This is a genomic window from Geodermatophilus sp. TF02-6, from assembly GCF_003319115.1.
GTDB lineage: Bacteria > Actinomycetota > Actinomycetes > Mycobacteriales > Geodermatophilaceae > Geodermatophilus.
On the sequence record NZ_QOHF01000010.1, the window covers coordinates 112875 to 136813 of the forward strand.

The 23939-nt window shown below is 75.2% G+C and carries 27 protein-coding genes, 1 pseudogene and 1 riboswitch; of the genes and pseudogenes, 20 read left to right on the forward strand and 8 right to left on the reverse strand.

Translation table 11 applies throughout. From position 1 onward, the window contains the following. Positions 1 to 138: 138 nt before the first annotated feature. A complete protein-coding gene (locus DQ238_RS24240) occupies positions 139 to 1668 on the forward strand; it encodes a serine/threonine-protein kinase (protein WP_305037565.1) in 1530 nt (509 codons plus the stop codon). A gap of 76 nt (positions 1669 to 1744) precedes the next feature. Here the strand turns inward: DQ238_RS24240 and DQ238_RS11180 are convergent, their stop codons facing one another. Further along, positions 1745 to 2050 (reverse strand): muconolactone Delta-isomerase family protein, encoded by a 306-nt coding sequence (locus DQ238_RS11180; RefSeq protein WP_199506278.1) that lies wholly within the window; start codon positions 2048 to 2050, stop codon positions 1745 to 1747. A 220-nt stretch (positions 2051 to 2270) separates the two neighbouring features. Between DQ238_RS11180 and DQ238_RS11185 the strand changes: the two genes are divergently transcribed. After that, positions 2271 to 3434: an RtcB family protein gene (locus DQ238_RS11185; protein WP_113781351.1), complete on the forward strand. Its 1164-nt coding sequence runs from the start codon at positions 2271 to 2273 to the stop codon at positions 3432 to 3434. 110 nt (positions 3435 to 3544) lie between these two features. Here the strand turns inward: DQ238_RS11185 and DQ238_RS11190 are convergent, their stop codons facing one another. The 3 genes from DQ238_RS11190 to DQ238_RS24070 form a co-directional block, all read right to left on the reverse strand. After that, positions 3545 to 3826: an aquaporin gene (locus tag DQ238_RS11190; RefSeq protein ID WP_113781352.1), complete on the reverse strand. Its 282-nt coding sequence runs from the start codon at positions 3824 to 3826 to the stop codon at positions 3545 to 3547. Positions 3827 to 4160: 334 nt separating this feature from the next. Then, positions 4161 to 5057, reverse strand: coding sequence for an SDR family oxidoreductase (locus DQ238_RS11200; protein WP_305037566.1), 897 nt, complete (start codon positions 5055 to 5057; stop codon positions 4161 to 4163). A 182-nt stretch (positions 5058 to 5239) separates the two neighbouring features. Then, a complete protein-coding gene (locus DQ238_RS24070) occupies positions 5240 to 5365 on the reverse strand; it encodes a hypothetical protein (RefSeq protein WP_255418042.1) in 126 nt (41 codons plus the stop codon). 445 nt (positions 5366 to 5810) lie between these two features. On the opposite strand from DQ238_RS24070, the gene DQ238_RS11210 reads away from it, so the two are divergent. Beyond that, positions 5811 to 6194 (forward strand): STAS domain-containing protein, encoded by a 384-nt coding sequence (locus DQ238_RS11210; RefSeq protein WP_113781353.1) that lies wholly within the window; start codon positions 5811 to 5813, stop codon positions 6192 to 6194. 39 nt (positions 6195 to 6233) lie between these two features. On the opposite strand, the gene DQ238_RS11215 is transcribed toward DQ238_RS11210, so the two are convergent. After that, positions 6234 to 7349, reverse strand: coding sequence for an FUSC family protein (locus DQ238_RS11215; RefSeq protein ID WP_113781354.1), 1116 nt, complete (start codon positions 7347 to 7349; stop codon positions 6234 to 6236). Positions 7350 to 7606: 257 nt separating this feature from the next. Here DQ238_RS11215 and DQ238_RS11220 point away from each other — a divergent pair, with 257 nt between their 5' ends. Together DQ238_RS11220 and DQ238_RS11225 are read left to right on the forward strand one after the other, a co-directional pair. Then, a complete protein-coding gene (locus tag DQ238_RS11220) occupies positions 7607 to 8449 on the forward strand; it encodes an SDR family oxidoreductase (RefSeq protein WP_113781355.1) in 843 nt (280 codons plus the stop codon). 49 nt (positions 8450 to 8498) lie between these two features. Then, complete coding sequence (locus tag DQ238_RS11225; protein ID WP_158550769.1) at positions 8499 to 9245, forward strand: DUF1345 domain-containing protein; 747 nt, start codon at positions 8499 to 8501, stop codon at positions 9243 to 9245. 29 nt (positions 9246 to 9274) lie between these two features. On the opposite strand, the gene DQ238_RS11230 is transcribed toward DQ238_RS11225, so the two are convergent. Beyond that, entirely contained in the window at positions 9275 to 10243 is a 969-nt protein-coding gene (locus tag DQ238_RS11230) for a TIGR03557 family F420-dependent LLM class oxidoreductase (RefSeq protein ID WP_113781357.1), read from the reverse strand. Positions 10244 to 10284: 41 nt separating this feature from the next. Between DQ238_RS11230 and DQ238_RS11235 the strand changes: the two genes are divergently transcribed. Next, the gene (locus DQ238_RS11235; RefSeq protein ID WP_255418044.1) at positions 10285 to 10827 is read left to right on the forward strand and encodes an SMP-30/gluconolactonase/LRE family protein; all 543 of its coding nucleotides are present in this window, start codon (positions 10285 to 10287) and stop codon (positions 10825 to 10827) included. 108 nt (positions 10828 to 10935) lie between these two features. Here DQ238_RS11235 and DQ238_RS23205 read toward each other — a convergent pair whose 3' ends face one another. After that, positions 10936 to 11106 (reverse strand): hypothetical protein, encoded by a 171-nt coding sequence (locus tag DQ238_RS23205; RefSeq protein ID WP_199506279.1) that lies wholly within the window; start codon positions 11104 to 11106, stop codon positions 10936 to 10938. 347 nt (positions 11107 to 11453) lie between these two features. Then, positions 11454 to 11592, forward strand: a riboswitch (cyclic di-AMP (ydaO/yuaA leader). A gap of 12 nt (positions 11593 to 11604) precedes the next feature. Between DQ238_RS23205 and DQ238_RS11240 the strand changes: the two genes are divergently transcribed. From DQ238_RS11240 to DQ238_RS11255, 4 genes are all read left to right on the forward strand, one after another. Next, positions 11605 to 12093: a C40 family peptidase gene (locus tag DQ238_RS11240; protein WP_113781358.1), complete on the forward strand. Its 489-nt coding sequence runs from the start codon at positions 11605 to 11607 to the stop codon at positions 12091 to 12093. 218 nt (positions 12094 to 12311) lie between these two features. After that, positions 12312 to 13220, forward strand: a complete 909-nt coding sequence (locus DQ238_RS11245) for a polysaccharide deacetylase (protein ID WP_113781359.1) — start codon at positions 12312 to 12314, stop codon at positions 13218 to 13220. An 11-nt stretch (positions 13221 to 13231) separates the two neighbouring features. Continuing rightward, positions 13232 to 15568 carry a penicillin acylase family protein gene (locus tag DQ238_RS11250; protein ID WP_199506280.1) on the forward strand — a complete coding sequence of 779 codons (2337 nt, stop codon included), beginning with the start codon at positions 13232 to 13234 and terminating at the stop codon, positions 15566 to 15568. Further along, on the forward strand, positions 15565 to 16485 hold the full coding sequence (locus DQ238_RS11255) for a carbohydrate kinase family protein (RefSeq protein ID WP_113781360.1): 921 nt from the start codon (positions 15565 to 15567) through the stop codon (positions 16483 to 16485). The genes DQ238_RS11250 and DQ238_RS11255 overlap by 4 nt, the downstream gene beginning before the upstream one ends. Here DQ238_RS11255 and DQ238_RS11260 read toward each other — a convergent pair. Continuing rightward, the gene (locus tag DQ238_RS11260) at positions 16477 to 17151 is read right to left on the reverse strand and encodes a uracil-DNA glycosylase family protein (protein ID WP_158550770.1); all 675 of its coding nucleotides are present in this window, start codon (positions 17149 to 17151) and stop codon (positions 16477 to 16479) included. The genes DQ238_RS11255 and DQ238_RS11260 overlap by 9 nt on opposite strands. A gap of 264 nt (positions 17152 to 17415) precedes the next feature. On the opposite strand from DQ238_RS11260, the gene DQ238_RS11265 reads away from it, so the two are divergent. From DQ238_RS11265 to DQ238_RS24385, 10 genes and pseudogenes are all read left to right on the forward strand, one after another. Next, entirely contained in the window at positions 17416 to 17613 is a 198-nt protein-coding gene (locus tag DQ238_RS11265) for a ribbon-helix-helix protein, CopG family (protein ID WP_113781406.1), read from the forward strand. Continuing rightward, complete coding sequence (locus DQ238_RS11270; protein WP_113781362.1) at positions 17610 to 17987, forward strand: type II toxin-antitoxin system death-on-curing family toxin; 378 nt, start codon at positions 17610 to 17612, stop codon at positions 17985 to 17987. Before DQ238_RS11265 ends, DQ238_RS11270 begins: the two co-directional genes overlap by 4 nt. 255 nt (positions 17988 to 18242) lie before the next feature. Then, positions 18243 to 19586 carry an MFS transporter gene (locus DQ238_RS11275; protein WP_113781363.1) on the forward strand — a complete coding sequence of 448 codons (1344 nt, stop codon included), beginning with the start codon at positions 18243 to 18245 and terminating at the stop codon, positions 19584 to 19586. Between the two features lie 232 nt (positions 19587 to 19818). Further along, on the forward strand, positions 19819 to 20103 hold the full coding sequence (locus DQ238_RS11280) for a hypothetical protein (RefSeq protein ID WP_113781364.1): 285 nt from the start codon (positions 19819 to 19821) through the stop codon (positions 20101 to 20103). A gap of 21 nt (positions 20104 to 20124) precedes the next feature. Further along, positions 20125 to 20349, forward strand: coding sequence for a hypothetical protein (locus DQ238_RS11285; protein WP_113781365.1), 225 nt, complete (start codon positions 20125 to 20127; stop codon positions 20347 to 20349). Between the two features lie 55 nt (positions 20350 to 20404). Beyond that, positions 20405 to 21529 carry a hypothetical protein gene (locus tag DQ238_RS11290; protein WP_199506282.1) on the forward strand — a complete coding sequence of 375 codons (1125 nt, stop codon included), beginning with the start codon at positions 20405 to 20407 and terminating at the stop codon, positions 21527 to 21529. A gap of 158 nt (positions 21530 to 21687) precedes the next feature. Next, positions 21688 to 22368, forward strand: coding sequence for a hypothetical protein (locus DQ238_RS11295; RefSeq protein ID WP_233495885.1), 681 nt, complete (start codon positions 21688 to 21690; stop codon positions 22366 to 22368). 446 nt (positions 22369 to 22814) lie between these two features. Next, positions 22815 to 23132, forward strand: coding sequence for a hypothetical protein (locus DQ238_RS11300; protein WP_113781366.1), 318 nt, complete (start codon positions 22815 to 22817; stop codon positions 23130 to 23132). A gap of 233 nt (positions 23133 to 23365) precedes the next feature. Further along, complete coding sequence (locus DQ238_RS11305) at positions 23366 to 23689, forward strand: metalloregulator ArsR/SmtB family transcription factor (RefSeq protein WP_199506283.1); 324 nt, start codon at positions 23366 to 23368, stop codon at positions 23687 to 23689. Positions 23690 to 23711: 22 nt separating this feature from the next. Then, positions 23712 to 23921 (forward strand): annotated as a pseudogene (locus DQ238_RS24385) (nuclear transport factor 2 family protein); the annotation flags it as partial. Positions 23922 to 23939: the final 18 nt, after the last annotated feature.

Sequence of the window (23939 nt, forward strand, 5' to 3'; positions counted from 1 at the left end):
CTGACCGACGGGGCGCCGGGCGGTCGCGCTGTCGAGTCGATCACGTACTGTCGGTGACGGCTGCCCGGGAGGAGGGGATCCGGCATGGACGCGACGGACGGGGTCCGCCGGCACCGGCCTGCCCGGGGCTGAGCGCGCGTGCAGCCCGACGACGTCGTCGCCGACCGCTACCGGCTCCGGTCCCTGCTCGCGACCGGGGGCATGGGCCAGGTCTGGCGGGCGGAGGACCTGGTGCTGGGCCGTCCCGTCGCGGTCAAGGTGCTGCGCCGCGAGTACACCGGCGACCCGGTGTTCCTGGCCCGCTTCCGCAGCGAGGCCCGGCTGTCGGCGGGGATCATCCACCCCCACGTCGCCGTCCTGCACGACTACGGGGAGGTCGAGCCCGCCGCGGCCGGCGGCGACCGGCTGGTGTACCTGGTGATGGAGCTGGTCGAGGGCGAGCCGCTGTCCGACCTGCTGGGCCGCGAGCGCCGGCTCACCGCCGAGCAGACGCTGCACCTGCTCGGCCAGGCCGCCGCCGCGCTGGCCGCGGCGCACGCGGCCGGGGTGGTGCACCGGGACGTCAAACCGGGCAACCTGCTGGTCACCCCGGACGGCACGCTCAAGATCACCGACTTCGGCATCGCGTGGTCGGCGGCGAACGCGTCGGTCACCCCGACCGGTCACGTCGTCGGGACGGCGCAGTACCTCGCCCCCGAGCAGGTCCGGGGGGACAGGGCGACCGCGGCCAGCGACGTCTACTCCTGGGGCACGGTGGCCTACGAGTGCCTGGCCGGTCGCCGCGCCTTCGACGGCGCCGACCCGGTCGCGGTGGCCGTGCAGCGGCTCCGGCAGGCGCCCGACCCGCTGCCGGCCGACGTCCCGGAGCCGGTCCGGCGGCTGGTCGGCCGGGCCCTCGCCGAGGACCCGGCCGAGCGGATCCCCGACGGGGCGGCGCTGCTGGCCGCGGTAGACGACGTCGCCGCCGGGCGCGGGTCCGCGCGGAGCGAGACCCGCGTGCTGCCCGTCGTCCCCGCGCCCACCGGCACCCTGCCCACCCACACGCCGCCCACCCACACGCCGCCCACCGTCACCCTGCCCACCCCGCTCCCGGTGGCCGACGACGGCGGGGAGGACGACGTCCCCCCGCGCCGCCTGCTGCTCGTGCCGCTGACCGCGGCGCTGCTGCTGGTGGTCGCGGTCGCCGGCGGGCTGCTGCTCCTCGGCACCCGCGGCGCTCCCGCGCCCGCCGCGAGCCCGTCGGCGGCGTCCCCCACCCCGACGTCCCCCGCGCCGTCCCCCACGCCGCCGCCGTCCCCGCCGGTCCTCCGCGTCCGCCTGGCCGCCGCCGACTACGTCGGCCGGCCGGTGGCCGAGGTGCAGGCCCGGCTGGTGGGGCTGGACCTGCTGGTCACCCTGCGCGGCGTCGAGACCTCCGACGTCCCCGCCGGTCAGGTGCTCGCGCTGGACACGGTCGGCGAGGTGCCGGTGGGGACGACGGTGACCGTCACCCACGCCGTCGCCCCACCCCCGCCCCCGACCACGCCACCCGCGCCGTCCCCGACCGCCACCCCGACCCCGACGGCGCAGCCGGCCACGACCGGCGGGAACGACGCCGGCGACGGGGAGCCCGACCGCAAGCGGGGCCGCGGGTGGGGCCGCCACCGCGGCGACGGCGGGGACGGCTGAACGGTGGTCGGGCCGCGGCTGCTGGACGGGCGGAGCCGGTCATCCCGCCGGCCGCTCGGCCGGCACGCCGGCTCCCTCAGGACTGCCAGCGCTTGCGCACGTCCGCGGCGAACTCGCTGTACTCGCGGACGGGGAGGACCTCCTCGAGCGTGAGGTGGTGGCTCATCGGCAAGTCGCCCATGACGATCCGGTCGAGCTGGTCGTGCGACTCGACGTCGACGATGCCGATGACCCGGCGCTGCCCGGATACCTTGTAGAGGCTCTTGATGACGCCGGCGTCGATCGCCGCGAGCGCCGCCTCGGTCTCCTTCTCCCAATCCTCCCAGAACTCGTCGCGGCCCAGGCGGGTGTGCTCGACGCGGAAGCTGACGTGGAACAGCACGGGGTGGCTCCTCGCTGACGGGCGACGCCCGATCGCAGCGCCGCGGCCGGTGGATGGGCGCCACAGCGTCCTCGCGATGGGTGGCGGCGACAAGACGCCGGCGGACGGTCCGGCGCCGGACCGGCGCGGGCCGGGTAATGGAGATGCGGCGCGGGGTGGTGTTCGCGTTCACTGCACCGGCCGCGCGGCACCCTGTCCCCCCGCGAGAAGTGAAAGGACCATGGAGAAGATCAACGATCGGCTGCTCAACTGGGCGTCGATCCTCGAGCCGACCACCCGCCTGCAGGCCGAGCGCACCGCGTCGATGCCGTTCATCCACCCGCACGTCGCGCTCATGCCCGACGCGCACCTGGGCCTGGGCGCGACAGTCGGCTCGGTGATCCCCACCGACCGCGCGATCATCCCGGCCGCGGTGGGGGTGGACATCGGCTGCGGCATGATGGCCGTGCGCACCCAGTTCACCGGCGACGACCTGCGCGGGCGCGACCTGGCGGTCCTGCACGCGCAGATCTCGCGGGCCGTCCCGCTGTCGGCCGGCCGCTACAACAAGAAGCTGCGCGACACGGCCGCGGCACGGGTCGCCGAGCTGCGCGACCTGCCCGGGGCGGCGCAGGCCGACGCCGTCACGCCCAACTGGCCGCTGCAGCTGGGCTCCCTCGGGTCGGGCAACCACTTCATCGAGGTGTCGCTCGACGAGGCCGACCAGGTGTGGCTGTTCCTGCACTCGGGCTCGCGCGGGGTCGGCAACAAGCTGGCGACCAAGCACATCCGGGTGGCGCAGGAGCGGACGAGGGCCCGGGGCGTCGACCTGCCCGACCGCGACCTCGCCTACCTGGAGGAGGGCGAGCCCGCGTTCGACGCCTACATCGAGGCGCTGCGCTGGGCGCAGCGGTTCGCCGCGCTCAACCGCGAGGAGATGATGGACCGCGTCGCCGACCAGGTGTCGCGCTTCCTCGCCGAGGAGGTCCGGCGCGTGCAGGTGGTCCAGTGCCACCACAACTACACCGAGCGCGAGGAGCACTACGGCGCCGAGGTGTGGCTGTCCCGGAAAGGCGCGATCTCCGCGCAGGCGGGCCAGTGGGGGCTGATCCCGGGCTCGATGGGCACGGCGTCCTACGTCGTCGTCGGCAAGGGCGACGTCGAGTCGCTGACCTCCGCACCGCACGGCGCCGGGCGCAACCACTCCCGCGGCGCCGCGCGGCGGCTGTTCACCCGGGCCGACCTCGACCGGCGCATGGCGGGCATCGCCTGGGGCCGCTCGGACGCGTTCCTCGACGAGCACCCCGACGCCTACAAGCCGGTGGACGTCGTGATGGCCGACGCCGCCGACCTGGTGGAGGTGCGGCACACGCTGCGCCAGGTGGTCAACGTCAAGGGCGACTGACGCAGCCGGCCGATGTCCTCGCCGCGGTGCTCGTGCTCTGCCGATGCTCGTGCTCTGCCCATCACGGTGGGCAGAGCACGAGCATGCCGAGGACGCCTGTCCCCCGCCGGTCAGGCCGGGCGGCCCGGCTCCGGCTGCACCGTGCCGAGGGCGTCGGTGTGGATGCTGCGGTAGCGGCGGTCGTGGAACAGCTCCGCGGTCAGGACCCGGCGGCCGGAGCTGACCACCGGGAACGCGGCCGCGGCGAGCAGAGCACCGACGCACGGCCCGAGCAGGTGGATCCACAGCGGGGGAACTGCCCGCTGTGCCAGGTCGGCCCGAAGGTGCGCGGGGTTCATGCTGGCCCCGGTGGGCGGCCCGCCCACGGGCACCAGCGCGGCGAGGGCGACCACGGCCGGGGTCCAGCGGGCGGTGCGCGCCGAACAGCTCCAGGTAGCTCCAGACCACCGGGCACCCGAGGGACCAGCCGAGCACGGTCGCGTCGCGCAGGTCGAGGGCCTCCAGGACGTCGAACAGGTCGCGGGCCAGCCGCGCCACCCGGTAGCCGTGCCCGGGCTGGCCGGAGGACGGTACGGCGGTCCAGCGCCCGGCGGGCCGCCGCACCGTGGCCGGCGGCCCGCCGGGACGCAGGCCCCCTCCAGGGCACCCGGTCCTCGCCTGGCGTGCCCTGAGCTGGCGGGGGACTCGGGGTGAGGGTCCTCCTACGAGGGGGGAGGAGGGGGTCCTTCACGGGGTGGGCGAGCCGCCGTTGGCGTTGAGGGTCTCGCCGATGACGTAGCTGGACTCGGGGCTGGCGAGGAACACGTAGGCCGGGGCCATCTCCGCCGGCTGGCCCGGACGGCCCAGCGGCGCCGACCCGCCGAACTGGGTCAGCTTCTGCTCCGGCTGCCCGCCGGCGACCTGCAGCGGCGTCCACACCGGGCCGGGCGCCACGACGTTGACCCGGATGCCCTTCTCGGCCACCTGCTGGGCCAGCGCCTTGCTGAACCCGTTGATCGCCCACTTGGTGGAGGCGTAGTCCAGCAGGATCGGCGAGGGCTGGTAGGACTCCTTCGACGCGGTGTTGATGATCGTCGAGCCCGGCGGCATGTGCGCGATCGCGGCCTTGCACAGCCAGAACATCGCGAACACGTTCGTGGTGTAGGTGTCGACGAACTGCTCGGTGGACAGGTCGGCGATGTCCTCGACGAACTGCTGCCGGCCGGCGATGTTGGCCAGGATGTCCACCCCGCCCAGCTCGTCGACGGCGGTCTGCACCAGCTGCTGGCAGAAGGCTTCGTCCTTCAGGTCGCCCGGAACGGTCACGGCCTTGCGGCCGGCCTTCTCGACGAGCGTGACGACCTCCTGCGCGTCGGCCTCCTCCTCGGGCAGGTAGTTCAGGACGACGTCGGCGCCCTCGCGGGCGAACGCGATGGCTGTGGCCCGGCCGATGCCCGAGTCGGCGCCGGTGACGATCGCCTTGCGCCCGGTCAGCCGCCCGGTGCCCCGGTAGGTCTCCTCCCCGGCGTCGGGCTTGATGGGCATGTCCTGCTCGAGGCCCGGGCCCTCCTGGGTCTGGGCCATCTCCTCGGTCGGGCCGGGGTACTGCGTGGTGGGGTCCTGCATCGTGTACTGGTCGGGCACTGGTTCTCCTCCTTGTTGTTGGGTGGGGCGGCCCTCCTGCAGGGCCCCGCCGCCGGCTCCGTCCCGAGGCTCACCTCGAGTGTGCGAGGGGTGAGGAGGACGGGTCCTCTCATCGTGGGGGGCAGGAGGGTCCTCCTACTCGCCGAGCCCGGCGATGAGCCGGGGGGCGTAGCCGGCCGCGGTCAGCGGACGGCGGACAGCCGTTCGTGGGTGCGCCGGGTCGAGGCGTTGCTGACCAGGACGTCGATGCGGCCGAACGCCTCGACGGCCTCGGCGACGATCGCCCGGCAGTTCGCGGGGTCGGACACGTCGCCGGGCAGCGGTAGCTCTGCTCGTCGTGGTCGGGCCTGGGGTCCATGCGCGTCTCGGAGCCGGGCGGGGTCTGCTGCTGGTCGGGCCGGCTCATGGGGTCTCTCCATCGGTGCGGGAGGCGTGCGCCACCCCGTCAGCGGCACCGCGGTGGTGTGTCGGGAGGGCGCCGATCGGGAGTGGACGGCGGTTCCCGCCCACCCGGGGACCGGGCTGCCGAGCGGGCGCTGGGACGTCGGAGGCAGGGCCGACGGCCACGTCCTGCCCACGCGGGCACGTGCTGAACCCATCCTCCGGTGCTTTTCCGCTTGGCCCGGGCGTGTCGGCCGATCGGCTGTTAACGTCGCAAACAGGTCGAAGACCCGGCCTGACGTGGATGTCCGTGGGACGCCGTCAACCGGTTGGGTCCGTCCACCGGCCGCGGCGCCCCGGGAGGGGGACGTCATGTGCCCATCTGCTGTCCCGGCGGTGGCCGAGGAGTACTCGCGCCCGCTCCTCGTGTCGATCGACCTGTCCGCCGGTCGGATCCGACTGTCCGGTGAACTCGACCGGGCCTGCGCCCACCACCTGGGCGACGCCCTCGCCGCGCTCGCCGGGAGCCCCCACCGGAGCTGGACCATCGACCTCACGCGGGTGACCTTCTGCGACGCCGAGGGCCTGCGGGCCCTCACCCGGGCACGGGACCTGGCCGGCAGCCGCGGGTGCACCGTCCGGCTGGTCGGCCCCGGCGCCACACTCGCCCACCTGCTGATCCTGGTGGACCTGCACCACCTCGTCGCGGACCCCGGGAGCGGCCCGACCCTCGCGCCGGTGCCCAGACGCGGGTGACCCCACCCTGTGCCCGCAGGTCAGCGGTGGACGACGAGCTCAGTGCGGGTGGCGCAAGCCGGCGGGACGCGGGGGGACGAACGTGAGCGCGGTGAGGGCGAGGACGGCCCCGATGGTGGTGTCGAGGGCGCGGTAGACCGCCGAGTCGGCCGGCGCCGCCTGGACCACCTGCAGGAAGAGGACGACGTAGCCGGCGATGAACAGGCAGTAGAGCCCGTAGTGGACCGGCTCGACGGTGAAGGCGGCCCAGACCACGACGGTCACCGCGACGAGCAGGAGCACACCCGAGGGCCGGACGATCGCGGCGAACAGGCCGATGGTGAGGACGCCGAGCACGGTGCCGAGCCAGCGCTCGAGGCCGCGGCTGGCGGTGGTGACCCAGTCGGCCTTGAGGACGTTGAGCACGGTCAGAGTGACCCAGTAGCCGCGCAGGCCGGACAGCTGCAGGGCGACGAGCTGGGCGACGACGAGGCACGACGACAGCCGCAGGGCGTGCCACCGCGTCCGCGCGTCGGGGTGCACGAGCGCCCGGGTGGTGTCGCGGACCAGGCGTGCAGCCGGTCGGCGCCGGTGGTCCAGGGGCGCGGCGACGCGGGAGCGCAGTGGGGGCAGCAGGCGCAGGGCCCGGTGGGCGACGTCGACGCGCAGCACCAGGCCGAGCAGGATCTCCGCGGCGCCGCCGGCGACGACGACCAGGCAGAGCAGGACGGTCCGGACCGGCGGCAGCGGGAAGTGGCCGAGGGTGACGAACCCGACCATCGCCTGCACCCCGACGACGCCGGCGGCGGCCCCGCCCGCGGTGAGCAGCCCGGCCAGGGCACCCAGGCCGGCCAGGGTGACCAGGGCCAGCACGGGTGTGGGTGCGGTGACCGACCCGAGGAAGGCCGCGCCGGCGAGCACCACCACCGAGGTGGCCATCACCGCCCGGGGTCGGTCGAGGCCGCTGGTCAGCCCGACCGAGCCGGCGTTGACCGCACCGGAGGCGGCGGCGACGCCCACGCGCGGATCGGCGAGCGTGGTGGCCACGGCCAGCACGACGCCCACACCGACGGCGTAGCGCAGAGCTCCCCAGGGAGCCCACTGTCGGCCGTGCACGGTGCCGGCGGCCGCCAGGACCTCGTGACCCCGCGGCCGCTCCTCGGCGCTCTCGGCCATCGACGCCCCTGCCCGACCGGGGTGGTCGGTCCCCGGCGGCGACGCTAGTCGGCCTCCCGCACCCCGTCGAGCCGGCACCCGTCCCCCTGCGCCCGCACCGCGTCCACGGCCGGGCCCCGTGTCGCCGCCCCGGGGACGGGTAGGAGGCCGCGGGGGCACCGCCGTCCGCACCCGTGGACGGCGACGGTGCCCGCTCTCGCAGGTCGCCGAGCCACGAGCGCCACCGCCGGTCGACCCCGAGCCCGAGGGAGTCGTCGATGACGGACACGGACAGCGGCCGGGTGGTCGTGGTGACCGGCGCCAGCGGGGGGATCGGGCAGGCCACCGCCGTCGCCTTAGCCCGGCGCGGCGACCGGGTCGCGTTGCTGGCCCGCGGCGAGAAGGGGCTGGCCGGGGCGGCCGAGGACGTCCGGGCGGCCGGTGGGACGCCGCTGGTCGTGCCGGTCGACGTCTCCGACGCCGAGGCCGTGGAGGCCGCCGCCGACCGGGTCGAGCGCGAGCTGGGCCCGGTCGACGTCTGGTGCGACGTCGCCTTCTCCACCGTGTTCGCCCCGTTCGACCAGGTGACCACCGAGGAGTACCGCCGCGTCACCGGGGTGACCTACCTCGGCTTCGTGCACGGCACCATGGCGGCGCTGCGGCGGGTGAAGCCGCGCGACCGCGGGGTCGTCGTCCAGACCGGTTCGGCGCTGGGCCGGCGCGGCATCCCCCTGCAGAGCGTCTACTGCGGGGCCAAGCACGCCATCAAGGGCTTCACCGAGTCGGTGCTCACCGAGCTGAGGCACGAGGGCAGCAACGTGCGCATCACCCAGGTGTACGCGCCCGGGGTGGACACCCCGCAGTTCCTGGACTGGTACCTGGCGAGGAACGGCTACTCCGGCCAGCTGACCGAGGCGGACGACCCGCCGGACGCGCCGGTGGACCTCTTCTCCCCTGCCGACGGGCCGGACGGGCGCGACTTCGGTGCCCGCGGGCGCTTCAGCGACCGCTCGTGGAGCCGGGACCCGCAGAGCTGGGTGAGCCGCTACCACGGTGCGGTCGCCGCGCTCGCCGCCGCCGGGCTCCCCGGGGTGGCCGCGGCGCTGCACCGGGGTCGCTGACCGGCGCTCCCCGTGTCCCGCCGTCGACCCGACCGGGAGGAGCCCTCCGGTGACCGATCGCCCGACCGCCCGCCCGCCCCGGGGTCCCGGGCGGGCGCGGGCGCGGCCGGGCGGGGCAGCGGACACCGACCCCGAGGAGGTCGCCGGAGGGCGGGGTCGAGGTGACCGCCGGGCCGACTCGTGGGTGCAGGCCACGGTGTCGCTGCTCGCCGGCGTGCTCGCGAGCCTGCCGCTGCTGCCCCTCGTCGAGACCCGGCTGTGGCCGCTGGCGGTCTGGGACGTCACCGTCGCCGTCTACCTGACCTGGGTGTGGCGGATCAGCTGGCCCTGCGACGCCGCGCGGACCCGGCGGCTGGCCAGCCGCGAGGACCCCTCCCGCCGGTCGGTCGACCTGCTCCTCTGGGGCGCCGCCCTGGTCAGCCTGGGCGGGGTCGCCCTGGCCCTGCTGGGGTCGGTCGACGCGCACAGCGGCGCCCGGGCGACGGCGATCAGCCTGGGGACCGCGACCGCGGTGCTCTCCTGGGCGCTGGTCCACACGCTGTTCGCCCTCACCTACGCGCGGCTGTACTACACCGGGCGCCCCGGCGGGATCGACTTCAAGCAGGACACCCCGCCCGCGTACAGCGACTTCGCCTACCTCGCCTTCACCGTCGGGACCTCCTTCGCCACGTCCGACCCGACGCTCACCGACACCACGATGCGCAAGGCCGTCCTGGCGCAGTGCCTGCTGTCGTTCGTCTTCGGGACGGTGATCCTGGCCGTGGTGGTCAGCCTCATCCCGAGCCTCGTGGGTTGACCGCCGTCGGGGACGCCGGCCGGCCGCGGTCAGGACGACGGCGTCAGACCGCGGACCCGGTCGATGAGCTCGCGCTCGCAGACCTCCAGGAAGCCGTCCGGGTCCGGGCCGGCGTTCTGCAGCACGACGTGGTCGAACCCGGCGTCCACGTAGGGCTGCACCTTCTGCAGGTGCACCTCGGGGTCGGGGCCGACGGAGAACTGCTGCTTGATGTCCTCGGGCTTGACCGTCTCGCTGGCGGCGGCGAAGTTGACCGGGTTGGGCAGCTCGCTCATCACCTTCCAGCCCGACAGCGCCCACCGGCTCTTGTCCAGGGCCTCCTGGACGGCGGACTCCTCGTCGGCCGCCCACGCCATCGACACCTCGGCGTAGCGCGGGCCTTTGCCGCCGGCGTCCCGGTAGGCCTCGACCAGCTCGCCGCGCGGCTCGGTGGCGAACAGCCCGTCGCCGCACTCGGCGGCCAGCACCGAGGCGTTGTGCCCGCCGCTGGCCACCGCGATCACCGGCAGCTGGTCGGGCAGGTCGAAGACGCGGGCGTCCTCCAGCTGCAGGTACTGGCCGTCGTAGGTCTGGTAGCCGCCCTGCCACAGCAGCTTGATGATCTCCAGCGCCTCGCGGAGCATCTTGTGCCGGACGTGCACCGCCGGCCAGCCGACGCCGACGACGTGCTCGTTGAGCCGCTCGCCGGCGCCGATGCCGAGGGTGAACCGGTTGCCGGAGAGGATCTGCACCGTCGCGGCGGCCTGGGCGATCACCGCGGGGTGGTAGCGGATGATCGGGCAGGTGACGCCGGTGGCCAGGCCGATCCGCTCGGTCCTCGCGGCCATGGCGCCGAGCAGCGACCAGGTGAACGCGCCGTGCCCCTGGTCGTCCAGCCACGGGTGGAAGTGGTCGCTCATCTCGACGAAGTCGAACCCGGCCCGCTCCGCGCGGACCGTCTGCCGGATGACCTCCTCGGGACCGAAGGCCTCGGTGGCGAGCTTGTAGCCGACCTGCATGGTCGTCGTCCTCACTGTCGGGGCGGGGGAACGGTGCGGCCCTGCCCGGGGGGTGCACGGGGGAAACGGCGCGCCGGGTCGGCGAGGACGGCGCGGTGACCGTCGTCGCCGAGGGGCTGCACTTCCCCGACGGGTCGGTGATCACGCCGGACGGCGGCACGCTCGTCGTCGGGGAGACGCTGGGCAACCGGTACACCGCCTTCGACCTCGGGGACGACGGGTCGCTGGCGAACCGGCGGGTGTGGGCGTCGCTCGGTCCGGAGGTGACCGGCCGGACCACCGAGGCGGTGCTCGGCCAGCTCGTGGTGGCCCCCGACGGCTGCGCGCTGGACGCCGAGGGGCACATCTGGGCCGCGGACGCGATCGGCAGCCGGGTGGCGCGGATCGCCGAGGGCGGCGCGATCGTCGACGAGGTCGCCGCACCCGACGGGCTGGGCGTGTTCGCCTGCATGCTCGGCGGGGACGACGGCCGGACGCTGCTGGTGTGCTGCGCGCCGGACTTCTACGAGCACACCCGTGCGCCGGTGCGCGAGGCGGTGCTGCTGGCCACCGAGGTCGACGTCCCCCACGCCGGCCGGCCGTAGCCGCGGGTCTGCTGGGCCGGCCGCGCCACGGCGGTCGAGGACGCGTTGCGCCGACCGGCGCCCCCTGCCCGCGGAAGGAGCAGGGGGCGCCGGATCGGGGTCAGGAGGTCAGCGGACCGGGCCGCGACCGTAGCCCCGGCCGCCGCCGCGCTTCTTGTTCTGCTCGCCGACCTTGGCGATGAACTCCCGGATCTTGGCCTGGTTCTGCGGCTTGCGGGCCTCCTGGATGACCTTCGCCGCCAGACCCGACGCCAGGACCTTCCTCAACATGCCGGCCACGGTGTTCCTCCTCGCTGCTCGCCCGTTGTTCGTCCGTGGTCGTGCCCGGTGGGCCGCTGGTCCAACCACCGGGATCCCACCGCTGTGCGTCCATGCTCCATCACTGTGTGTGGGGACACTCCGTCTCGGCACGAGATTGTCCGCAACCCGTTGACCTGCGGGTTCGCCAAGGCGGCCCTTCTGCTCCTGTCAGCATCTGCCGTGGTCAGCACGGCGAGTCGCGGTTTCCGCGCGTCGCCGTCCGGAGAGCCGGTCCGGGGTTTGGAGGCTGCCGCGGCACGCCCCTAGCGTCGCTCGCCGTCCGGAGGGCCTGCCGTCACCGACCTGGTGACACCCGCCGGGCGCCGCCGAACCGTGCGCCGGAGTGGCCGGTGCACGGGCCGGGGACCCACCGCAGCACTGGGGTGAAGCGCGACCTGGTCGCGCCGGGCGACTCCCCCGTCCGAACCCGTCAGCTAACCCGGTAGGCGGTCGTGGAGAACAGGAGACCCGTCGTCGATGACGACTGCACGCACGTCCACTGCCCGCCGCTCGTTCCGCGGGATCGCCGTCGCCGCCATCGCCGGCGCCGGCATCGCCCTCTCCCCCCTCCCGGCCTCGGCCGCCAGCACGGCCACCGCGGCCGTCGCGTCGAGCAGCGCCGCGCAGGTCGCCGTCGACACCGCGCTCGCCCAGGTGGGCGACCCGTACGTGTACGGCGCGAGCGGTCCCAACGCCTTCGACTGCTCGGGGCTGACCTCGTACGCCTACAAGGCCGCCGGCATCTCGCTGCCGCGCACCTCCAAGGCGCAGTCGACGTTCGGCACGCCGGTCGCCAAGTCCGCCCTCAAGCCCGGGGACCTGGTGTTCTTCTACAGCCCGGTCTCGCACGTGGGCATGTACATCGGCAACGGCCAGATGGTGCACGCCCCGACCAGCGGCTCGGTCGTGAAGGTCATCAAGCTCGACTCCATGCCGAGCTACGCCGGCGCCCGCCGGGTCGCCTGACGCCGCGGACGCGGGCACCCCGACGCCCCGGTCGCCTGCCCGGCGACCGGGGCGCCGAGGCGTCGGAGCGGCGGCGCGCGGTCCGCGGACCGGGAAGGGGTTCCCGGCGGGACGCGACGGCGCGATCCTGGTCGCGTGCCGGCAGCAGCCCGGACGCCGGTGCACGACCTGGACGCCGGTACACGACGCCGACGGTCCGCCAGCAGGACGGAGGAGTCATGGCCGATCCCACGAGCACCCCACCGCGCGTCTCGGTCTGCCTGGGCCTGGACTTCGACGCGATCTCGCTGTGGATCGGGTCGATGGGGTCCACCAGCCCCAGCATGATGTCCCGGGGCGAGTTCGGCGCCGCGGCCATCCCGCGGATCCTCGCCCTGCTCGAGCGCTACGGGGTGCGGGCGACCTTCTGCGTCCCCGGCCACAGCGTCTACGCCTATCCCGACCTGGTCCGCCGCATCCGCGACAGCGGCCACGAGCTGGGCCACCACGGCTGGGTGCACGAGAACCCGCAGAAGTTCGACCGGGACGGGGAGCGGCGCAACCTGGAGCGCGGTTTCGAGGCGTTCGACCGGGTCGTCGGCGTCCGCCCGCGCGGCTACCGCTCGCCCGCCTGGGACTTCAGCGAGAACACCATCGACCTGCTGCTCGAGTTCGGCTTCGACTGGGACTCCAGCTGCATGGGCAACGACGTCCACCCGTACTACCTGCGCCAGGGCGACCAGGCGTCCCCGACGGAGCCCTACGTCTTCGGCCGGCCGGTCGAGCTGGTCGAGGTCCCGGTGACCTGGGGGCTGGACGACTTCCCCCCGTTCGAGTTCGTGTGGGGGAGCAACTCCGGGCTGACCAGCCCCTCCGACATCGAGGAGATCTGGCGCGGCGACTTCGACTACGCCTACCGGCACGCCGAGGGCGCGGTGTACGCGCTGACGATGCACCCGCAGGTGATCGGCCGGGGGCACCGCATGCTCATGCTCGAGCGGCTGCTGCAGCACGTCTCCGGCCACGACGGCGTCGTCTTCGAGACCATCAGCGAGTACGTGGACCGGTGGAAGGCCGCCCACCCGCTCGACCGGTGGACGGCGGAGCACCCGGAGTACGCCGAGTCCGGGACGCGCGGCGCCTCCTGAGAGGGACGAGCGTGACCGCGGACGAGGAACACGTGCTGCCCGGCCTCGACGGGCCGGCCGAGATCCTCATCGACCGGTGGGGCGTCCCGCACCTGTACGCCTCGACCCTCTACGACGTCTTCCGGGTGCAGGGCTTCAACGCCGCCCGCGACCGGTTGTGGCAGCTGGACTTCTGGCGCCGCCGCGGGCTCGGCCTGCTCGCCGAGGTGTTCGGCCCGTCGATGGTCGAGCGCGACCGGGCGTCCCGGCTGTTCTCCTACCGGGGGGACATGCACCCGGAGTGGCTGTCCTACGGCTCGGACACCAAGCGGGTGGCGACCGCGTTCGTCGACGGCGTCAACGCCTGGGTCCGGCTGGTCCTGGCCGACCGCGAGCGGCTGCCGCTGGAGTTCCGCGAGCTGGGCTACGAACCGGCGCTGTGGGCGCCGGAGGACTTCGCCCGCATCCGCTCCAACGGGCTCTACTACAACCTCGACTCCGAGGTCGCCCGCGCCCTGGTCCTGCGCGACCACGACCCGCGGGTCGAGGACCTGCGCCGCCGCCGCGAGCCGCCGGTCGACCTGGTGGTGCCCGAGGGCCTGGACCTGTCGCTGATCCCCGACGACGTGCTGCGCGTCTACCGCCTGGCGATCGATCCACCCGACCTCTCCGGGGTCCGCGAGACGGCGCAGCAGGGCAGCAACAACTGGGTGCTGGCCCCGCAGCGGACGACGACCGGGCGGCCCCTGCTGGCCAACGACCCCCACCGGGCGCTGTCGGTCCCCTCGCTGCGCTACCTGGCGCACCTGTCCGCGCCCGGGCTGGACGTGATCGGCGCCGGGGAGCCGGCCCTGCCGGGCATCTCGATCGGTCACAACGGGCGGATCGCGTTCGGCCTGACCATCTTCTCGATCGACCAGGAGGACCTCTACGTCTACCGGACCAACCCGGACGACCCGCTGGAGTACCGGTACCAGGACCGCTGGGAGCCGATGCGGGTGGTCCGCGACACCGTCCGCGTCAAGGGTGGCGAGGACGTCGAGGTCGAGCTGCGCTACACCCGCCACGGCCCGGTCGTCCACGAGGACCCCGAGCGCTCCACCGCGTTCGCCGTCCGGGCGGCCTGGCTGGAGCCGGGCATGGCTCCCTACCTGGGCAGCATGGACTACATGCGGGCGACCAACTGGGACCAGTTCCTCGCCGCGATGAACCGCTGGGGCGCGCCGCCGGAGAACCAGCTGTTCGCCGACCCGTCCGGGCACATCGGCTGGAAACCGGCCGGGCTCACCCCGATCCGGCCCACCTGGAACGGCACCCTGCCGGTGCCCGGCGACGGCCGCTACGAGTGGGCGGGCTTCCGCGACATGGACGAGCTGCCGGTGGCCACCGACCCGGAGCGGGGCTGGCTGGCCACCGCGAACGAGATGAACCTGCCCGAGGACTACCCGGCCCACGACAAGGTGGTCTCGTTCGACTGGTACCCCCCGTCGAGGGCCGAGCGGCTCGCCGAGGTCTTCGCCGGCGACCGGCGCTTCTCGCCCGAGGACCTCCTCCGGCTGCAGTCGGACTTCGTCAGCCTCCCCGCCCGCCGGATCGTGCGGCGGCTGGCCCGGGTGAGCGCCGACGACGCCGCTACCGACGACGTCACGACGAGTGACGCGCTGCGGCTGCTGACGGCCTGGGACGGCGACCTGGCCCCCGAGTCGGCCCCGGGCGCGCTGTTCGAGGTGTGGTACCGGCGTCACCTGCGGCCCGCCCTGCTCCGCGCGGCGGTGGCCCGGCTGGTGCCGGCCGACGAGGTGGACGCCGTCGTCGCGCGGGTGACGCCCGAGGAGAGCCTGCTGGCCGACCCGCGGGGAGACCTGGCGGTCCTCGAGCGCCCCGTCGAGTGGCTGGGCGAGGACGGCGAGGCGGTCGTCGACGAGATCCTGCGCTCGACCCTGGCGTCGGCCGTCGCCGAGGTGGAGCGGCTGCTCGGGCCGGACCGCGCGCAGTGGGCGTGGGGGCGGCTGCACGTCTCCCGCCTCGCCCACCCGCTGTCCGCGCTGCTGTCCGAGGACACCCGGGCTCGGCTCGCGGTCGGACCCGCGCCGCGCGGCGGCAGCGGCGACACCGTCGGCAACACCGCGTACCTCCCCGACACCTTCGTGCAGACCGGTGGGGCGACCTTCCGGATCGTCGTGGACGTCGGCGACTGGGACGGCTCGCTGGTGGTGAACAGCCCCGGCCAGTCGGGCGACCCCGACAGCCCGCACTACGCCGACCTGTTCGAGATGTGGAGCCGCGGGCAGGCGTTCCCGCTCTGCTACAGCCGCGAGCGCGTCGAGGCGGTGACTGAGCGGCGCATCCGCCTGCGCCCACCCGGGTGACACCTCGGCCGGCGGCCGACGACACGCCCCGCTGGCCCCGCGACGCCGGGCGGGGTCCGGTGGTGGCGCTGGGCAAACTGGTGGCCGACTCGGTGCTGGAGCTGTCCGCACCGCTGGTGGTCGGCGGGCAGCAGCGGGTCGTGCGGACGACGACCGTCGGCGGCGCGCCGGCCAACGTGACGGCGAACCTGGCTCGGCTGGGCGTGCCGGCGCGGCTGGCCGGCTGGGCCGGAGCGGACCCGCTCGCCGACGGGCTGCTCGCCGAGCTGGCCGGGCGCGGGGTGGAGACGGCGGTGGTGCGCCGCGGCCGCACGCCGCTGTCGACGGTGCTGGTCCACCCCGACGGCGAACGCACGCTGCTCACCGACCGCGGCGAGGGCGGGCTCGAGCCGGCCGACGTCCGCCCCGGGTGGCTGGCCGACGCGGCCGTCGTCCACCTGGACGGCTACGACCTGCTGCGCTTCCCGGACGCGCTGCGAACTGCGGCCGACCTGGCGCACGACGCCGGAACGCCGGTCGCCGTCGACGTGGCCGCGGCCACCCGGATCCGGGCGCACGGCGCGGACGCCTACGTCGGGTTGCTCGCCGGGCTGCGGCCGGACGTCCTGGTCTGCAACGCCGCCGAGGCGCGGGAGCTCGGGCTGGCCGGGGACCTGCCCGGGTGGGCGCCGCAGCTGGTGCTGGTGCACGCCGGTGCGCGGCCGACCCGGGTGCTGACGCGGGCGGGCGTTCAGGAGGTGCCGGTGGCGCCCGTGCCGCGGCTGCGGGACACCACCGGCTGCGGGGACGCCGTCGCCGCCGGCGTGCTGGCCGGCTGGCGCGCCGGGTCGCCGGTCCTGGACGCCGTCCGCGCCGGCCACGCGGCGGCCGCGGTGGTGGCCGGCGTGGTCGGGGCCCAGCCGCCGCGCTCAGCGTGACGAGGCGAGGCCCAGCCGGGCCGCGTCGGCGAGCGTCTCGGCGAGGAGCTCGCGGTTGGGCCGCCCCGTCGCCCGGTCGGTGTTGATGTAGGCGTTCGGCGACGGGTGCGGAGCGCGCAGGACGGCGCGGCCGCCGGCGTCGATCCCGGCGTCGTCCCACCCGCGCTGGGCGTGCCGGCCCAGCAGGACGACGACGCGTGCCGCCGGCAGCAGGTCGAGCAGCCGGTGCAGGTGCGGACGGGCGCGGCGGGCGGCCGCGACCAGGCCGACCCGCTCCGCCGCGGGGACCGCCGGGTCGGCGACCCACCAGGGGACGACGTTCCAGACGACGGTGGCGCGCACGTCGAGCCCGGCGTCCGTGCAGTGCCGGTGCAGGTGGTGGGCGGTGACGTCGTTGTTGTGCCGGCTGACCAGCCGGGAGCCGTGCGCGGCGGTGCGCGACGGGTCCTGCAGGAGCAGCAGCACCGGGGCCGCCGCTCCCCCGCCGGCCGGGTCGAACCACGGGACCCGCCGTCCCTCGACGCGGGCGACCTCCTCGGCCAGGGCGTTGAGGTCGGCGACGTGCGGCTCGGAGATGCGCGCCCGGCGGGCGGCCACCGACCCCGGGACCAGCGACTCGTCGAGCAGCGCACCCTCGGCGAGGGCGAGCGGGTTGCGGCCCGGCACGTCAGTGACCGAGGCCGAGGAGCCGCTCGACGCCACCGCGGTTGGGGCAGGGCGGGTGGCGCGGCGCCCTGACCGGCGCGCCGATCGGTCGCATCGGCTGGTCGCCGTCTCCCCCGGTCACCCGCTCAGCCTGGCAGTCCGATCTGGGTCGTCGGCGCGGTTGCCGCAGCCCGAGATCTGCGGGGACCGCAGCGGCCTGCTGAAGCCGGCGTTCCCGGGCCGGGCAACGAGCGGTATCACAGCCGATACCATTGCACCGTGGCCATGACCCTCCGCCTCGACGAGCAGGAGACCGAAGCGCTGCGCCGCAGGGCTGAGCTGGAAGGCCGGTCGATGCAGGAGGTCGCTCGGCAGGCGATCCGGGACTACGTCGAGCGGACCAGCAGACGTGAGTTGCTGGACCGCGTGCTAGACGAGGAACTGCCGCGCTATGCCGAGGCCCTGGAGCGGCTTGGCCGGTGATCCACCTCGACCTGGACGACCTCCTGCACGTCGCCAGGCGGACGCTCGGTGAGGTCCAGGTGCGTGACATCGGTCTCTTGGAATCCGCGGTCGCCAGACCCCGAGCCACGGCGTTCGGGGAGGACGCCTACCGGTCCATCCACGACAAGGCGGCGGCGCTGCTGCACTCGCTCGCCCGCAACCACGGGCTGGCCGACGGCAACAAGAGGCTCTCGCTGGCCGCGACGATCGCGTTCTACGGCGTCAACGGGTACCGGCTGACCTTGACGAACGATGAGGCCTACGACCTCATCGTGGCGGTCGCCTCCGGGCAACTCGACGACGCGGAGTCGATCGCCGGACGCCTGCGGTCGAGCACGACCCCCTGGCCGTGACGGAGGAGATTCGTGGGGGTCACGCCCACGGACCTCCTCCACGGGTGGGGTGGGTGGGTGACGTCACGGCCGGGTGCAGGAAGTCGTGCCGCCCCGTCGCCGGTTGGGGTCCGGCGGAGGCGACGTGCCGGCGTCCACAGGAGGACACCGGGACCGCGCCTCCCCTGTCCCGTCGAGCCGTCCCGAGACGGCGAGCGCGCCCGCCCGATGGAGGGCCCGGATGCGCGCACATCCCCGTGCGAGAGGTACCCCGGCATGACCCTGCCCGTTCTCGACCGTGCCCGTTCCTCCCTCGACCTCCCCGGCCCGCTGCGGAGGCTGCGGGTCGCCGTCGCCGTCCTGTTCGCGCTGGACGGGTTCGTCTTCGGCACCTGGGCCGCCCGCATCCCCGACGTCAGCGCCCGGGTCGGCGCCTCGCACGGCGCGCTGGGGATCGCCGTCCTGTGCCTGTCCCTGGGCGCGCTGGCCTGCATGCAGGTGACCGGCGCGCTGGCCGCCCGGCTGGGCGCCGGCCGGGTCGCCCTGGCAGCCGCCGTGCTCCTCGCCCTCGCAGTGGTGCTGCCCGGCACGGCCACCTCCGTGCCGCAGCTCTGTGCGGCGCTGCTCGTCTTCGGCGCCGCGACCGGCGCGGTGAACGTGGCGGCCAACAGCCTCGGCGTGCAGGTGGAGGCCCGCTGGGGCCGGCCCCTGCTGCCCTCGCTGCACGCCGGGTTCAGCTTCGGGGGCCTGGCCGGAGCCCTGGTCGGCGGCCTGCTCTCGGGCGCGGTGGGCGTCGCGCCGCACCTGGCCGGCGTCGTCGTCGCCGGGCTGGCGGTCCTCGCCTGGATCGGGCCGGCGCTGGCCCGCGCCGACGCCGCGGCGCCGCGGAGCGCCGCCGGTCCCACGGAGGAGCGCCCCGATCGCCGCGGTCCTACGGCGGTTCTCGTGGTGCTCGGCGCGATCGCCGGGTGCACCGCCTACGGCGAGGGGGCGCTCACCGACTGGGGGGCGCTGTACCTGCGGGAGGACCTCGGCGCCACCCCGCTCCTGGCCTCCGCCGGCTACGCGGGGTTCTCCCTGGCCATGGCCTGCGGCCGCCTGGCCGGCAGCGCCCTGGTCGTGCGGTTCGGGGAGGAGCGGCTCCTCGTCGGCGGCGCCCTGCTGGCCGCGGCCGGCATGGTGACGGCCGCCTGGTCGGGGTCGGTGACCCTCGCGCTGGTCGGCTTCGTCCTCGTCGGCCTCGGCCTGGCCAACGTCTTCCCGCTGGCCATCGCCCGGGCCGGCGCCCTCGGTGGGGCCGCCGGCGTGGCCCTGGCCTCGACCGTCGGCTACAGCGGCCTGCTCGGCGGCCCGCCGCTGCTGGGGTTCCTCGCCGAGTCCACCGGGTTGCCGTTCGCGCTCACCACGGTCTCAGGCTTCGCGGTGGTCGCCGCGCTGCTGGTCCGGTCGCTCGGCGGTGACCCGGTCTCGGTGCGCCGCCCGACGGTGCCCGGGTTGCGTCGTCCGGCGGTCCCGGCCGTGGTCACCTGGGCGACCGCCCGCCTGCAGCCGGTCGGCCTGGGCGCCCGCACCAACGTCCGCCGCGCCGTGGACGACCTGCGCATCCTGGCCGTGACCTGAGGACGGCGACCGGCGCCGGCCGCCCCTGGGACCGGTCCGGTCACCGCCCCGGGGGCACGGCGGACCCGGGTTCGTCTTCCGTCCCCCGGAGGACGGCCTGGTCGCACGGGGCCGCCGCTCCTAGCGTGGCCCGCGAGCCCCTGCCGGCGGAGGACGGGACGCAGGATCCCGGGCGCCGCGGCAGCCGGCGGCAGGCCGATCGATCGACGACGGCGGACCGAGGAGGTCGGTGATGGCGGTGTTCGAGATGGTGGACCCGACGGTGCAGCCGGAGGGCGCGGCGGTGGGGCTGGCCGACCGTCCCGCGGACCTGCGGGGCCGGCGGCTGGTGCTGATGGACAACGGCAAGCACAACGCGCGGCAGCTGTTGGAGGCGGTCTGCACCATCCTGGAGCCGGAGCTGGCGCCGTCGGAGGTGCTCTGGCGCAGCGTGCCGACGACGTTGCCGGCCGCCGAGGGGCTGCTCGACGAGATCGCCGCCGAGTGCGACCTGGTCATCGAAGCGGTCGGCGATTAGGGCTCCTGCAGCGCGGCCAGTGTGGCCGACGTCATCCTGATGGAGCAGCGCGGCGTCCCCTCCGCGGCCATCTGCACCGACGCGCTCCGGCCGAGCGCCGACGCGATGGCGCGGATCCAGGGCGCCCCGGGATACCGGTTCGCCGTCGTCCCGCACCCGGTGAGCAGTCTCGACGCCGAGGGCGTCCAGGAGCACGCGCGTCTGGCCGCTCCCCAGGTGCTCGAGATCCTGCAGGGCGGCACGTGACCGGCCGCCGTCGTCACGGGGGGACGGCCGGCGTCACGAGGGAGGAGCCGACGTCGTGACGGAGCAGGAGGACAAGACCTCCTACAGCCCGACCTCGTACAGCCCGGAGGACCTGCTCCTCGCCATCGAGGAGTGCTTCGACCGGGGGTGGACCGACGGGCTGCCCGTGGTGCCGCCGATCCCGAGCCTGGTGCGCCGGTTCCTCGAGCACACCGACCGCTCGCCGTCCGAGGTCGTGTGGCGGATGAGCCAGGTCAAACGCGGCTGCACCGTCGAGGCCGCCGCGGTCAACGCCGCGATGGCCGGCTGCCGGCCCGAGTACCTCCCGGTGGTGCTGGCCGCGCTGGAGGCGGTCGTCGACGAGGGCTGGCCCGGGCACGGCGGGTGGCAGAGCACCACCGGCGGTGGCCCGCTGCTCGTGGTCAACGGGCCGGTGCGCGCCGAGCTGGGCTTCAACGCCGAAGGCAACGTCTTCGGCCCCGGGTTCCGGGCGAACGCGACGGTGGGCCGGGCCGTCCGGCTGGTCGTCCTGAACGCGTACGGGATCCGGCCGCACGAGCTGGACCAGTCCACCCAGGGGTTCCCCGGCAAGTACAGCCTGTGCATCGCGGAGAACGAGGAGGACAGCCCCTGGGAGCCGCTGCACGTCGAGCTGGGGCACGCGGCCGACGTCAGCACGGTGTCGGCGGTGCACACGCGCAGCACCGAGCACGTCGACAACCGCAACACCGGTGACGCCCGGGCGGTCCTCAACGACATCGCCGACACCGTGGCGCGGATCGGGCCGATGACCCGGCGGTACCGGCGGGTCGTGGTCGTCGTCGGTCCGGAGCACGCGCAGCAGCTGGCCGGTTCCGGGTTCTCCAAGCAGGACCTCAAGGAGTACCTGGTCGAGCACAGCAGCCGGACGGCGGGGGTGCTGCGCGCGGCCGGCCGGGCCGAGGCGACCGAGCTCTACCCCAGCCGGCAGGAGTCGGCGGGGGTCTTCGCCAGCACGACCGCGGCACCGGCGGAGGGGGGGCTCGCGTCGATCCCCGACGACGAGCCGGTCACGGTGCTGCGGTCGCCGGACGACGTCGTGGTCGTGGTGGCCGGGGCCGCCAATGCCGGGGTGACGACGGTGCTGCACACCCTCGGCTTCCCGCCGAAGACCCCGGGCAACGCGGTGGTCCGCCGCTGACCGACCGCTCGCCCGGTCCCCGAACCGTCGTCCCGACCCGCCGCTGAGGGCCATCGTGCGCCGGCCCGAGCGGTGAGCACGGTCGGCGGCTGCTCGGCTGCGGACGAGGGGTCGTCCGCACCGGCCGGAGCCCCTCCGTCCCCAGTACCCTGGCGCGGGTGGGAGATCCCGATCCCGCGCCGGCCCCGGGGCGCCGGCGACGCCGGGTGGAGCTGGTCACGGCCATCGCCGCTGCGGTCGTGGGGCTGAGCGCCCTGGTGGCCGCGACGACGGGGGACGACGCCCACCCGGCCGGCGCGACCCCGGCCACCGAGACGGCGACCGACGGTGCGACCTCGACGCCGGCGCCGGCGCCGTCCCCCGCCGGAGAGTCCGCACCGGCGCCACCGCAGACGGTCACCGGCCTCATCGCGGACCTGACGGCGCGACCGGACGCCGCCGGACCGGCCGGCTCCCTGCTGCGGGACGGGCTGCAGGGCCTCCTCTCCGGCGACGAGGGCGTGCGCGAGCGGTCGGCCCTGCAGGTGCTGCCCATCGTCATCAGCGGTCAGGGGCTCGACCCCCGGTACGCCACCGCGACCCGGCTCGCGCTGTTCCGCACGATGACCGGCCTCGCGCCGGCGCCCTCAGCGCCGACCGGGCCCCCGTCGTGCCTGCAGGTCGGCCGGGGGACGCCGCCCGCGGAGGTGCAGAACTACGCAGGGCAGATCGTCGACCAGCTGCCGGCCTGGCAGGCCGACGGGTTCCCCGCCGACGAGGCCGCCCGACTGCAGGAACTCCTCACCCCCGTGACGGACGGGCGGGCCACCCTCGACCTCGTCCCGTGCTCGGGCGGGTGACCCGACCGGGCACGGACGTGCCGGGAGTCGCGCGACGGCGGGGATCCCGGTCCCCCGACGCCCGGGCGGTCCGGGCCGTCCTCGGAAGGCACGGTGCGGCAGGAGCTGTCGAGCGCTCGACCGGTGCGGCGCCCGTGTCCCATCGCTGAGACGGACGACGTCGGGGCGAACGAGCCGCACGCGCTGATCACCGGACCCCAGGACCGCTCCCTCCGCCAGCTCGGTGGGGAGACCGACCGATCGAGGAGTGCGAACAGCGCATCGAGCGGACCGAGCACTCCTCGGAAGAGTCGGTCCGGTAGGGCGTCGTCCCGGACGGTGTGACGCCGCCCGCCGCTCCCGGCACAGGGGAGGTGCCGATCCGGAGTCGGCGTGGCCAGCCGGGCACAACGCGCACTTCACGTGAGGATACGGACACCCACCGTTGTTGTGCGCGCCACCGCCTGGTGGCCGAAGCGCTCCTGGCCCGCTTCCCGCGTGCACCGGAGCTCGACGCGCGCCCGGCCGCCGCCGGTGCGGCGGCCGGGCCGGCGTGCGCACCGCGCCCGGACGACTCGATCGAAGGGGACCCCTCCGTGCTGCTCCTCGTGCTGGTCCTCGACGTCGCCCTCGTCCTGGCCGGCATGGCGGCTGTGATCGCGGCCGCCCACCTGCTCTTCCCCGAGGCGCGCGGCGCGGCGGCGGCCGAGGGTGCGGTGACCGGCCGCCGCCGCGCACCGGTCGACCCGAACGAGGCCGCCCGGGCCGCGGGCAGCCGGGGCTGAGCGCGGCCGTCCGGTGGGCAGGGTCCGCGCGGTCGGCAGCCGTCGGCCCCCGACCTCGGCGCCCGCACCCACGAGGAACGGCGATCGTGGTCACCGCGGAGAGACGTGGGTGATCACCCCGCCCGGCGCCGTCCCGCCCATCGGCCGAGCGAGGTCGGCGCATGCGTGAGCAGGAGCGCGGTTACTCAAGTAACTACTTGAGTGTTGGCCGTTCGACCGCTACGGTCGGCCGGGTGCCTGCCAGCTCCAACGTCCTCGACCGCGCCTTCCACGCGCTCTCCGACCCCGGCCGCCGGCGGATGCTCGAGCAGCTCGCCGAGGGGCCGGCGTCGGTCAGCGAGCTGGCCCGTCCGCTGCGGATGTCGCTGGCCGCGGTGGTGCAGCACGTGCAGGTGCTCGAGGCCGGCGGGCTGATCGAGTCGCGCAAGACCGGCCGGGTGCGCACCTGCACCCTCAGCGAGCGCGGCATGCGCTCGACCGAGCAGTGGCTCACCGACCGGCGCACCGTCTGGGAGCGCCGGCTCGACCTGGCCACCGTGCTGGACGAGACGGCGTGAGCGCCGAGCAGGATCGCGCGACCTGGTCGAGGAGCGCGTGCGCGCCGTCCGCGGCCGCGACAGCGCCACCCTGGCCACCCGTCCGGCCGACGACGTCGTCACCTTCGGCGTGCTGCCGCCGCTGACCACGCGCGGCAGCCGGGCCACCGTCGACCACCTGCGGGCGTGGTTCGCCGGGTACGAGGGCCCGATCGACTACTCGGTGCGCGACGTGCAGGTCGGCGCCGACGGCGACCTCGGCTCCTGCTCG